The 11977-nt window shown below is 75.2% G+C and carries 8 protein-coding genes; 5 read left to right on the forward strand and 3 right to left on the reverse strand.

Going from position 1 to position 11977, the window contains the following annotated elements; all coding sequences use genetic code 11:
* Positions 1-61 precede the first annotated feature (61 nt).
* Positions 62-2053 carry a TIGR03960 family B12-binding radical SAM protein gene (locus tag QWY29_RS03905; protein WP_300959337.1) on the forward strand — a complete coding sequence of 664 codons (1992 nt, stop codon included), beginning with the start codon at positions 62-64 and terminating at the stop codon, positions 2051-2053.
* 46 nt (positions 2054-2099) lie between these two features.
* Here QWY29_RS03905 and QWY29_RS03910 read toward each other — a convergent pair whose 3' ends face one another.
* Genes QWY29_RS03910 through QWY29_RS03920 form a run of 3 tightly spaced genes read right to left on the reverse strand, consistent with a single transcriptional unit; the run spans position 2100 to position 5731 of the window.
* Positions 2100-3458 carry a glycoside hydrolase domain-containing protein gene (locus tag QWY29_RS03910; protein ID WP_300959338.1) on the reverse strand — a complete coding sequence of 453 codons (1359 nt, stop codon included), beginning with the start codon at positions 3456-3458 and terminating at the stop codon, positions 2100-2102.
* A gap of 33 nt (positions 3459-3491) precedes the next feature.
* On the reverse strand, positions 3492-4703 hold the full coding sequence (locus QWY29_RS03915; protein WP_300959339.1) for an MFS transporter: 1212 nt from the start codon (positions 4701-4703) through the stop codon (positions 3492-3494).
* A complete protein-coding gene (locus QWY29_RS03920; protein ID WP_300959340.1) occupies positions 4700-5731 on the reverse strand; it encodes an endonuclease/exonuclease/phosphatase family protein in 1032 nt (343 codons plus the stop codon). The genes QWY29_RS03915 and QWY29_RS03920 overlap by 4 nt, the downstream gene beginning before the upstream one ends.
* An 18-nt stretch (positions 5732-5749) precedes the next feature.
* On the opposite strand from QWY29_RS03920, the gene QWY29_RS03925 reads away from it, so the two are divergent.
* The 4 genes from QWY29_RS03925 (at position 5750) to QWY29_RS03940 (ending at position 11889) form a co-directional block, all read left to right on the forward strand.
* Complete coding sequence (locus QWY29_RS03925) at positions 5750-6889, forward strand: winged helix DNA-binding domain-containing protein (protein ID WP_300959341.1); 1140 nt, start codon at positions 5750-5752, stop codon at positions 6887-6889.
* Complete coding sequence (locus tag QWY29_RS03930; RefSeq protein ID WP_300959342.1) at positions 6886-7338, forward strand: DUF4190 domain-containing protein; 453 nt, start codon at positions 6886-6888, stop codon at positions 7336-7338. Before QWY29_RS03925 ends, QWY29_RS03930 begins: the two co-directional genes overlap by 4 nt.
* Positions 7339-7347: 9 nt before the next feature.
* Positions 7348-8076, forward strand: a complete 729-nt coding sequence (locus QWY29_RS03935; protein WP_300959343.1) for a TIGR03936 family radical SAM-associated protein — start codon at positions 7348-7350, stop codon at positions 8074-8076.
* A 294-nt stretch (positions 8077-8370) separates the two neighbouring features.
* On the forward strand, positions 8371-11889 hold the full coding sequence (locus QWY29_RS03940; protein WP_300959344.1) for an Rne/Rng family ribonuclease: 3519 nt from the start codon (positions 8371-8373) through the stop codon (positions 11887-11889).
* Positions 11890-11977 lie beyond the last annotated feature (88 nt).

Here is an 11977-nt window from a genome sequence, read left to right on the forward strand (position 1 = left end):
TGACCGCACGTAGGCTTGGCCGGTCCCCAGCACGCTCCCGCAGTCCCTCGAGAGGTCGCGCATGTCCGCCCCTGAGTCTGTCTTCCCGCGGCTCGAGCCCCGTCTCCCGTCGGTCTCCAAGCCGATCCAGTACGTCGGCGGCGAGCTGAACTCCACGGTCAAGGACTGGGACTGCGGCGCCACCAGCGAGGCCGGCGAGACCGTCCGCTGGGCGCTGATGTACCCCGACGCCTACGAGGTCGGCCTGCCCAACCAGGGCGTCCAGATCCTCTACGAGGTGCTCAACGAGCGCGACTGGATCGTCGCCGAGCGCACGTACGCCGTCTGGCCGGACATGGAGCGCGTGCTGCGGGAGGGCGACGAGCACGGCCCGATCCCGCAGTTCACCGTCGACGGCCACCGCCCGGTCCGCGCCTTCGACGTCCTCGGCCTGAGCTTCTCGACGGAGCTGGGCTACACCAACATGCTCAACGCCCTGGACCTCGCGGGCATCCCGCTGCACGCGGCCGACCGCACCGGCGACGACCCGGTCGTGCTGGCCGGCGGCCACGCGGCGTTCAACCCCGAGCCGATCGCGGACTTCCTCGACGCCGCGGTCCTCGGCGACGGCGAGGAGGTCGTGCTCGCGATCTCCGAGGTCATCCGCGAGTGGAAGGCCCAGGGCCGCCCGGCCGGCGAGATGGCGAGCCCCCGCGACGAGCTGCTGCGCCGCCTCGCGGTGAGCGGCGGCGTCTACGTGCCGAAGTTCTACGACGTCACCTACGGCGTCGACGGCGCGATCTCCTCGGTCGTGCCCAACGTCCCGGGCGTGCCGTTCCGCGTCACCAAGCACACGCTGATGGACCTCGACGCCTGGCCCTACCCGGCCAAGCCGCTGGTCCCGCTGGCCGAGACCGTCCACGAGCGGTTCAGCGTCGAGATCTTCCGCGGCTGCACGCGCGGCTGCCGCTTCTGCCAGGCCGGCATGATCACCCGCCCGGTCCGCGAGCGCTCGATCGAGACGATCGGCGCGATGGTGGAGAACGGCATCCGCAGCTCCGGCTTCGAGGAGGTCGGCCTGCTCTCGCTCTCCAGCGCCGACCACACCGAGATCGCCGAGGTCGCCAAGGGCCTGGCCGACCGCTACGAGGGCCAGAACGTCTCGCTCTCGCTGCCCTCGACCCGCGTCGACGCGTTCAACATCAACCTGGCCAACGAGTTCTCCCGCAACGGTCGCCGGTCCGGCCTGACGTTCGCCCCCGAGGGCGGCTCGGAGCGGATGCGGAAGGTGATCAACAAGATGGTCACCGAGGAGGACCTCATCCGCACCGTCGCCGCGGCGTACTCCCACGGCTGGCGGCAGGTGAAGCTCTACTTCATGTGCGGCCTGCCCACCGAGACCGACGAGGACGTGCTGCAGATCGCCGACCTCGCCAAGCGCGTCATCGCCAAGGGCCGCGAGGTCTCCGGGCGCAACGACGTCCGCTGCACCGTCTCCATCGGCGGGTTCGTGCCCAAGCCGCACACGCCGTTCCAGTGGGCCGCGCAGCTCGACCACGAGACCACCGACGAGCGGCTGCGCAAGCTGCGCGACACGGTCCGCGAGGACAAGAAGTACGGTCGCGCGATCGGCTTCCGCTACCACGACGGCAAGCCCGGCACCATCGAGGGACTGCTCTCGCGCGGCGACCGCCGCGTCGGCCGCGTCATCGAGCAGGTCTGGCGCGACGGCGGACGCTTCGACGGCTGGAGCGAGCACTTCTCCTACGACCGCTGGGTCGCCGCCTGCGAGCAGGCGCTGGCCGGCAGCGGGGTCGACCTCGGCTGGTACACCACCCGCGAGCGCGGCTACGACGAGGTCCTGCCCTGGGACCACCTCGACTCCGGGCTCGACAAGGACTGGCTCTGGGCCGACTGGGAGGACGCCCTCGCCGTCGCCGACGGCACCTCCGACGTCGAGGTCGAGGACTGCCGCTGGACGCCCTGCTACGACTGCGGCGTCTGCCCCGAGATGGGCACCGAGATCCAGATCGGTCCCACGGGCCGCCAGCTGCTCCCGCTCTCGGTCGTCTGAGGTCGCCGGTCGGTCGAGCACCGGCCGGCGACGGTGGCGGTCCGGGTCAGCGCCGCCCGCGGCGCAGGGCGGCCCAGGTGTCGGGAGCGACGACGCCGACGGCAGCGAGGCCGACCCGGCGCTGGTAGGTCGCGACCGCCCGTGAGGTGCGCCGGTCGAGCACCCCGGTGACGGGGAGCGTGGCGCCGGTGGCGACGAGCGCGCGCTGGAGGCGGCGCACGGCGTCCTCGGCCGAGCCCTCCTTCAGCAGGGGGGCCTCGCCGCGGGCGAGCAGCGTGATCCACGTGCGGCGGTCGACCTTGCCGGAGACGGGGAGGCCGGTAGCCCGCTGGTAGCGACGCACCACGCGGGCCACGTCGCCGTCGAAGCGACCGTCGACCTTGCCGCGGTAGGACGCCGACTTCCGCAGCAGGCACTGGGCGGTGCGGACGACCTGCCCGCGGCGGCCCTTGGCCAGGGCCGGGTAGGCGGAGCGGTCCAGGCGCACGCCACCGCAGGCCCGCGGCGCACGCGGAGCGGCCGAGCCGCCGCCCACCCGCAGGTAGCTGCGGTCGATGGTGAGCGTGACGCCGCCGTACGTCGCGGTCTCGTCGAGGGCGTACTGGTGCACGCGCTGGCCGGCCCAGCTCCCCGCGCGGACCTTGTCGGAGACGGCGGTGTCGGCGCGGCCGTTGGCCCAGGCGTACCAGACCTGGTCGGGCATCGTGTAGGAGCCGGGCGAGACGTTGTCGGCGTTGTCGAGGGCGTGGATCCCGGCCGCGATGTTGGAGTAGACCCCCGAGCGGTGGCCGAGGTCGTGCAGCGCCTCGGTCCAGCCGGAGAGGAACCGCAGCGCGGAGCGGCGGCAGTCGTCGCCGGCGAGGTCGAAGTCCTCGAGGTCGTACCAGAGCGTGCTGCGCCGGTCGATGCCCAGCGCGCGGGCGCGCTCGGCGGCCGCGGTGGCCTCGGCGCGGCCCTGCGCCTCGGCCGCGGCGTACGCCGCCGCGGGGGACGGGTCGATCCGGTCGGCGTACCCGGAGCAGGAGGCCTGCGGGCCCACCCAGATCGGCAGCACCCGCCAGCCGGCGGAGGTCTGCCGCCGCACCCAGGTTGCGTCGAGGTGCGGCTGCCCCGAGGTCGGGTCGGTCGGGTCGGCCCGGCACGACATCGTCGAGCCGCCGAGGTAGACCCCGACGCCCCAGAACGGCGAGTGCCGGCGCCAGACGTCCATCTCGGCCTGCGAGGGCGCGCAGCGGGCGTCGAAGGCGTAGCCGGTGAACGCACCCGGCGACGGCCGCGCAGCGGGGGCGGCCGCGGCAGCAGCCGGGACCGGGGCGAGCAGCCCGCCGACGAGAGCCACCGCGGCCACCAGGGCGGCGACGAGCGGAGCGAGCGCGGTGAGCAGGGGCCGGAGCGGACCGGTCATCGAAGCCTCCCGAGGGCCTGGGGTCGCGTCACCCTACGACGTGACCCGGGCCACCGGGCGGCGGTCGAGCTGGTCCTCGACGGCCTGCGGCCGCGCGACGTACGCCGCCAGGCCGGCCAACGGCAGGCTCAGCACCAGCAGCAGGGCGACCGGCCAGTCCCACCCGCCGGTGGCGTCGTGGACGATGCCGATCGCGAACGGCCCGGCCGCGGCCAGCAGGTAGCCGGCCGACTGGGTGAAGGCCGACAGCGCCGCGGTGCCCTCGGGAGTGCGGGCGCGCAGCCCGACCAGGGTGAGGATCAGCGGGAAGGTGCAGGCGGCCGTGCCGACGAGCAGCGCCCAGAGCGGGGCCAGCGACGCCGGCGTCAGCAGCATCCCGCCGTAGCCGACCGGGTAGCACGCGATGACGGCCAGCAGCACGCCGATCGGGTGCTCCCGCGAGGCGAGCAGGCGCGGCAGCCACAACGACAGCGGGATGCTGACGCCGGCGATGAGGGCGACCAGCAGGCCGGCCGCGGTCGCGGACCACCCGCTGTCGCGCCACAGCTGCGCGAACCAGCCGAAGACGGCGTACGCCTGCAGCGACTGGAGCCCGAAGAAGACCGCCATCGCGATGCCGAGCGGGGTGCGCGCGACCTCGGCGTAGCGGATCGCGCGGCGCTCAGTCCCGTCGTCGGGGCGCCGGTCGTGCGCGACGAGCCCGAGCCACGGCAGCGCGGCGAGCAGCGCCAGCAGGGCCCACAGGCCGAGCCCGGTCCGCCAGCCGCCGGCGGCCTCGGCCACCGGTACGGTGAGGGCGAGCGAGGCGGTCAGGCCGACGGCGAGGGCGGTCGTGTAGGCCGCGGTCATCGCCCCGATCCGGTCGGGGAAGTGCAGCTTGACCAGCGAGGGCAGCAGCACGTTGGCCATCGCCATGCCGGCCAGCGCGACCAGCGAGAGCAGCAGGAAGAGCGTCTCGCTGCCGGTGACCGCGCGCCCGAGCAGCCCGCCGCCGACCGCGAGCAGCGCCACCAGCGTCACCCGGTGCACGCCGACCCGTCGGGCCGCGGTGGGCGCCAGCGCGCCGAAGAACGCGAACGCCAGCACCGGCAGCGAGGTCAGCAGCCCCGCGGTCGCCCCGGACATCCCGAAGGCGTCACGGACCTCGTCGAGCACCGGCCCGACGCTCACCGCGGCCGGGCGCAGGTTGAGCGAGAGGAGCAGGACGCCGGCGACCAGGAGCAGGGAGGTACGCCGCGCGGTCACCGACCGCACCCGGGTCGCGGCAGGTCGAGGCTCACGCGCACGGCGCGGTGGTCGCTGATCGCCGAGCGCAGCACCTGGGCGCTCGTGGGAAGGAGGTGGGGGGAGTGCAGCACGTAGTCGATCCTCCGCCTCGGCACTCGCGGGGGAACCGTCAGCCCCCTCCCCTCGCCCACGACGGGCCACGGATCCAGGGCGAAGGTGCCCGCGACGGCCATCGCGGGGGAGTCGGGGGTGGCGTTGAGGTCGCCGCCGAGGAGGAACGGCACGTCCGGCCCGGACCGCTGCGCGACGATCCGCCGCACGGCGCGCAGCTGGACGATCCGGATGGTCCCGCGGGTGTGCTGGAGGTGGGTGCCGTAGACGTCGAGCGGCCGGCCGCCGAGGTCGAGGGTGGCGCGCAGCAGCCCGCGCTGCTCGTGGCCGCGCTGGCGGGGGAGCATCCGGTTCTCCCAGCGACGCACCGGGAGCCGGCTGAGCAGGGCCGTGCCGTACTCCGAGCGCGGGGCGCCGCGGCGCTCGGGGGCGCGGACGACGTTGCGGCCGAAGACGACGTTCATCCCCAGGCGGGTCCCGAGCCAGGTGGGCTGGTCGACGAAGCCGGACCGCTCGCGGAACCGGTCGACCTCCTGCAGCAGCACGACGTCGGCGTCGAACGCCTCGATCTCCTGCGCGATCCGCTCGAGGTCGGGGCCGTTGCCGCCGCCGAGAGCGCCGTGGATGTTGAAGGTCAGCGCGACCAGCCGGTCGGGGTCTGGGTCGACGCAGGTCTGGGTGGGCTCGGTCGGCAGCGTCGGTGCGCCCGGGCCGCCGGGACCGCTCGGACCGCTCGGGCCGCTGGGCCGGTCGGTGGGGGAGCCGCTGTCGGTGCCCGAGGGACCGGTGGCCGACGGCCCCGTGGGCTGGGGGATGCCGCTCGGCCGACCGGGCGAGCCGTCCGGCACCCGGTCCGGGCGGGGCCAGAGCACGACGAGCGCGACGATCGTCGCCAGGGCGACGAGCGCGAAGAGCCCGTGGACCCAGCGATGCACTCGTGCAGGATAGGGGCCGTGCGCCACGTGACCGACGCCGAGCGCCGGGCGCGCCTCGCGCTCCGCCACGGCCTGGCCGGGGAGGCGCGGCCCGCCGACGTCGAGACGGCCACCACCGCGATGACGGTGCTGCACGCGACCGAGCCGGCGACGCCGTACCTCTCCCTGTGGGCGCGGGTCCCCGGCTTCGACCGCGCCGACCTCGACCGCGCGCTGGAGGCGGACCGGTCCCTGGTCAAGCAGCTGGCGATGCGCCGCACGCTGTTCGTCCTGCCCCGCGAGCTGCTGCCGGCGGCCTGGGGGAGCGCGTCGGCCCGGGTGGCGGCCGCCGAGCGGGCGCGCCTGGTGAAGGCGGTCGTGCTCGAGGGCGTCGCCGCCGACGGCGAGGCGTGGCTGGCCGCGGTGCGCGCCGAGGTGCTGCGCCTGCTCGCCGAGCACCCCGCCGGGCTGACCGCCGCGGAGCTGCGCGCCGCCGTGCCCGACCTGGGCGGCGCGACCGTCACCGGTCGCGTGCTCACCGGGCTCGGCGCCGAGGCGCGGGTGGTCCGCGGCACCAACACCCAGCACTGGCGGGTCTCCCGGCCGCGCTGGACGTCGATGGCGCACTGGCTCGACGAGGTGCCCGACCCGTTGCCGACCAGGGAGGGGTACGCCGCGCTGGTGCGGCGCTGGCTGTGGACCTTCGGCCCCGGCACCGAGGCCGACCTGGTCTGGTGGCTCGGCGCGACCAAGGGGGCCGTCCGCGCCGCCCTGGCCGACCTCGCGGCGGTCGAGGTGTCCCTCGACGGCGGCGGCACCGGTTGGCTGCTGCCCGACGACCTCGACCCGGTCGCCGTCCCCGAACCCTGGGTCGCGCTGCTGCCGGTGCTCGACCCGACGGTCATGGGCTGGAAGGAGCGCGGGTGGTACCTCGGTCCGCACGCCCCGCTCCTCTTCGACCGCAACGGCAACGCCGGCACCACCGCCTGGGCGGACGGCCGGGTCGTGGGCTGCTGGGTCCAGGACACCACCGGGGCGGTCGCGGTGCGCCTGGTCGAGGACGTCGCACCGGCGGTGCGCGCCCGGTTGGACGCCGAGGCCGCACGGTTGGGGACGTGGCTGGCGGGGGAGCGTGTCGGCACGGTCTACCCGTCGGCCGCGATGAAGGAGAGTCCGTGACCGAGCCGCCGTACCCGTCGTACCCCTCGTCCGGCCAGCCGCAGCAACCGCCGCAGCACCCGCCGTGGGCGCCGCCACCGGGGACGCCGCCGCCCCCGACGCCCGGGCAGGCGACCACCGCGCTGGTGCTCGGGGTGCTCTCCCTGACCTGCTTCGGGTTCCTCACCGGCGTGCCGGCGATGGTGCTGGGCAAGTCCGCCGAGCGGGAGATCACGCGGTCCGGGGGCCGGCTGGGCGGGGCGGGCGTCGCGACGGCGGGGTTCGTGACCGGGCTGGTCGGCACGATCCTGTCCACCATCGGGCTGGTCGTGCTCCTCGCGGCCGTCGTCCTCTTCGGCGTCGCCGTGGACCGGACGATCACCGAGATCGGCGAGGTCGAGCCGAGCCCGGCCTGCGCCCAGGGCACCGACGCCCTCGGCGATCCGCTGCTGGAGGACTGCCCGCCGTAGGATCCGCCCGTGCGCAAGCAGCCCGAGCAGCAGGCCCCGCCCGTCCAGCGGCTGCGGATCCGGTACGCCAAGCGCGGCCGGCTCCGGTTCACCAGCCACCGCGACTTCAGCCGGGCCTTCGAGCGCGCGGTCTTCCGCGCCCGGGTGCCGATGGCCTACTCCTCGGGCTTCAACCCCCACCCCCGCATCTCGTACGCCGGCGCCGCGCCGACCGGGTCGGCCAGCGAGGCGGAGTACCTCGAGATCGGGCTGGCCGAGGTCGTCGACCCCGCCACGATCCACGCCAGCCTGGAGGAGGCGCTGCCGCCCGGCCTCGACGTCCTCGAGGTCGTGGAGTCGGCCGGCGGGTCGCTCGCCGACCTGCTCCACGCCAGCCACTGGTGGGCCGACGTCGCCGCGCAGCCGACCGAGGCCGCGGTCGCGGTCGACGCGTTCCTGGCCGCGGAGTCGGTGGTCGTCGAGCGGATGACCAAGAAGGGCCTGCGCGAGCTGGACTGCCGGGTCCCCGTCGTCTCGCTGGTCGCCGGGCCGGCGCCGGAGGGCTCGGCCGCCGGCGCGCGGCTCGACCTGGTGCTGCGACACGCCGTGCCGTCGATCCGTCCCGACGACGTGCTCAGCGGCCTCGTCGCGGTCTCCGCGCTGGCCGTCGGCCCGGCCCCGCTGCTGACCCGGGTCGCGCAGGGACCGCTGGACCCCACGACCGGAGAGGTCGGCGACCCGCTGCACTCGCGGGCATGACCGCAACGCCGGTGTGGTGTGCGATACTCGGCGACGGTCGACCCCGTCGACCCGACGACGTTCTCGCCTGGTCCGCAGCCTGCGGGCCGGCACGGTGGGTGCAGGTCGTCGCCAGACCGCGACGCGGCCGTGACAGGGCCCGGCGACCGCGGCAGGTGACCTCCCACACCCAGTGACGCACACCGCGGAGGGTGTCGCCGCCACCGAAGGCTTTGCGCCGTCGACCTTGAGCACGCGGGTCCGCGGCGTCTGACCGCCCGGGCACCCTGCGGGGGCCGGGCCGAGGAGCAGCACATGGCTGACGACGACCTGCAGGTCGCCCCCACCGACACCACCGCCGCGGGGGACGCCCCCGCAGACGCCGCGCCGGCCAGGAAGACGGCCGCGCGGAAGACCGCCGCCAAGAAGACGGCGGCCAAGACCACCACGGCCAAGAAGGCCACCGCGAAGAAGGCCCCGGCCAAGCGGACCACCAAGAAGGCCGCCGCTGCCGCGGCCGCCGAGGACACGCCCGCCGCGTCCGTCGACGTGCCGCTCGAGGCCCCGGCCGAGGCGCCCGAGGCGCCGGTCGCGGACTCCGCCGTCGACGCGCCGCTCGAGGTCCCCGGCGAGGCGCCGGCGAAGAAGGCCGCCGCCAAGCGGACGACCAAGCGGACCACCACCAAGAAGGCCGCTGCGAAGAAGACCGCGGCCGCGCCCGCCGAGGCGCCGGCCGACCAGCCCGCCGACCAGGCGCCTGCCGAGACCCCCACCGAGGCCGCTGCCGAGGCCCCCGCCGAGCAGCCGCGCTCGGCCGCCGTACCGCTCTTCCAGGCGCCCGAGCCGGTCAAGGCCCCCGCGCGCCGGACCCGCAAGAAGGCTGCCGCTCCCGCCCCGGAGCCCGTGCTCGAGGTCGCCGAGGACGAGGCCGACGAGGCCCTCGCCGAGGTCGCCCCCGGCGAGCCCACCGTCGAGCCGCCGGCCGAGGACGAGCAGGACGCCACGAGCGTCACCGACGACAGCCCTGCCGACGACGGCTCCACCGAGGACGCCGACGACGACAACTCCGACGACGACTCGGACGACTCGGACGACGACTCCGACGACCGGGACCAGGACGGCGAGGGCAGCGGCGGTGGCCGGCGCCGGCGCCGGCGTGGCGGTCGCCGTCGTCGCAAGTCCGGCGGCGGTGGTGGGGACGACTCCGCCTCCGGCGACCAGGACGGCTCCGACACCCAGGGCGGCGGCAAGGACGCCGGCAAGGACTCCAGCAGCAGCAGCAAGGACGCGGGCAAGGACGACAGCTCCGACGAGTCCGACCAGGGCCCCGACGACGACTCCGCGAGGAGCGACGACGACCAGGAGTCCGGCGAGGGCACGTCCTCGCGCCGTCGCCGCCGTCGCCGTCGCTCCGGCGAGGGCGGCGACAACGCCGACGGCGGCGGGAACGGCGGCGGCAACGGCGGCGGCGGCGAGAGCGACCGTTCCTCCGGCCGTGCGCGCCAGAGCCGCACCGGCGAGGACCAGATCACCGCGGTCTCCGGCTCGACCCGCCTCGAGGCCAAGAAGCAGCGCCGCCGGGAGGGCCGCGAGGCCGGCCGGCGCCGCGCGCCGATCGTGAGCGAGGCCGAGTTCCTCGCCCGCCGCGAGGCCGTCGACCGGGTCATGGTGATCCGCCAGCACGACGAGCTGACCCAGATCGGCGTGCTCGAGGACAAGGTGCTCGTGGAGCACTACGTCGCCCGCGAGTCGCAGACCTCGCTCATCGGCAACGTCTACCTCGGCCGGGTGCAGAACGTGCTGCCCTCGATGGAGGCGGCGTTCATCGACATCGGCAAGGGCCGCAACGCGGTGCTGTACGCCGGCGAGGTCAACTGGTCGGCCATGGGCCACCGCGAGGGCCAGCCCCGCAAGATCGAGTCGGTGCTCTCCTCCGGCCAGTCGGTCCTGGTGCAGGTCACCAAGGACCCGATCGGCCACAAGGGTGCCCGCCTGACCAGCCAGATCAGCCTGGCCGGCCGGTTCCTGGTCTACGTGCCGGACGGCACGACCAGCGGCATCTCCCGCAAGCTGCCCGACACCGAGCGCAGCCGCCTCAAGGCGCTGCTCAAGGAGATCGTCCCGGACTCCGCCGGCGTCATCGTGCGCACGGCCGCCGAGGGTGCCAGCGAGGACGAGCTGACCCGCGACGTGGAGCGGCTCAAGGCCCGCTGGGAGGACATCGAGAAGAAGGCCAAGGGCAGCGCTCCGCAGCTGCTGTACGGCGAGCCGGACCTCACCCTCAAGGTGGTCCGCGACCTGTTCACCGAGGACTTCTCCAAGCTGGTGATCGAGGGGCCGGACGCCTGGGACACCGTCCAGGGCTACGTCCAGCACGTCGCCCCCGACCTCGGCGAGCGCCTGGAGCGCTACGAGGCCTCCGAGCACGACGGCAAGGACGTCTTCGCGACCTACCGCGTCGAGGAGCAGATCGCCAAGGCGCTGGACCGCAAGGTCTGGCTGCCCTCGGGCGGGTCGCTGATCATCGACCGCACCGAGGCGATGACGGTCATCGACGTCAACACCGGCAAGTTCACCGGCTCCGGGGGCAACCTCGAGGAGACGGTCACCAAGAACAACCTGGAGGCGGCCGAGGAGGTCGTGCGCCAGCTCCGGCTGCGCGACATCGGCGGCATCATCGTCGTCGACTTCATCGACATGGTCCTGGAGTCCAACCGCGACCTGGTGCTCCGCCGCCTGGTCGAGTGCCTGGGTCGCGACCGCACCCGCCACCAGGTCGCCGAGGTCACCTCCCTCGGCCTGGTGCAGATGACGCGCAAGCGGATCGGCACCGGCCTGGTCGAGTCGTTCAGCGAGAACTGCGAGCACTGCCAGGGCCGCGGCGTGGTCATCCACGACGCCCCGGTCGCGCCGCGCAACGAGGACGACGGCCGCAGCGGTGGCCGCGGTGGCCGTCGCAAGGGCAAGGGCAAGGGCGACGAGGATTCCTCGCACCAGTCCGGCCGCGGTGGCCAGGGCGGTCAGAACGGTGGCCAGAACGGCAGCCAGGGCGGCGGCGGCAAGGTGCCGACCCCGGCCGAGCTCGCCGCGATGGCGCGCCACGAGGACAGGGCCGACGACCAGGCCGATGGCACGACCGAGGGCCGGGCCGACGCCACGACGGTGCCGCCGTCGGACGTGCAGCCCGACCAGCCGTCCGACCAGCAGCAGCCGGCCGAGCAGTCGGAGCCGGCCCCGCCCAAGGTCGTCACCCGCACGCGCCGCCGGCGCGGTGGTCGTGCGGCCGAGGCCGAGGCCGAGCAGGCCGCGATCGAGCAGGCCCGCGAGGAGCAGGCCCAGCCGGTCCAGGCCGAGCCGGAGCCCGAGCCGGTCCAGGTCGAGCCCGAGCAGGCCCCGGAGGCCCCCGTCGCGGAGGCACCGGCCGAGCCGGCGGCCCCGCGCGTGGTGACCCGCACCCGCCGCCGGGCGGCCAGCCGCCCGGCCGGCCAGCCGGCGACGGTGACCGTGACCGAGCCGGTGGCGATCAGCGAGCCGGCCACGCCCGAGGCCCCGGCGACCGCCGAGGCCGTCGAGCCGGTCGACACCACCACGCCCGCGCCGCCCAAGGTCGTCACCCGGACCCGGGGCCGCAGCGCCACCCGTCCGGCCGGCCCGCCGGCCGGCATCTCGAGCAGCACGGACAGCTCGGGCAGCTCGAGCAGCACCGGCGCCGCGGGCCACGACGGCCCGGCTGACGGCGTGCCCGCGACCGACGGGACCGAGTCGGCCGACGACGCGGACGCGTCCTCGGTCGAGCACGTGCCGGTGAAGAAGAGGGGCCCGCGCAAGCGCTAGGCCCACGGTGGCGGGGCGGCGTACCGACGTTTTGCGGTCGTCGCCCCGCGTCCGTAGTATTGACCCTCGGTGCGCGCTGGACGGCGCG

This window comes from Nocardioides abyssi, from assembly GCF_030412915.1.
Taxonomy (GTDB): domain Bacteria; phylum Actinomycetota; class Actinomycetes; order Propionibacteriales; family Nocardioidaceae; genus Nocardioides; species Nocardioides abyssi.

Bases quoted from the DNA above. Each gene is read 5' to 3' on its own strand.
- QWY29_RS03905 (WP_300959337.1), top strand. From the start codon at position 62: ATGTCCGCCCCTGAGTCTGTCTTCCCGCGGCTCGAGCCCCGTCTCCCG.
- QWY29_RS03910 (WP_300959338.1), bottom strand. From the start codon at position 3,458: ATGACCGGTCCGCTCCGGCCCCTGCTCACCGCGCTCGCTCCGCTCGTC.
- QWY29_RS03940 (WP_300959344.1), top strand. From the start codon at position 8,371: ATGGCTGACGACGACCTGCAGGTCGCCCCCACCGACACCACCGCCGCG.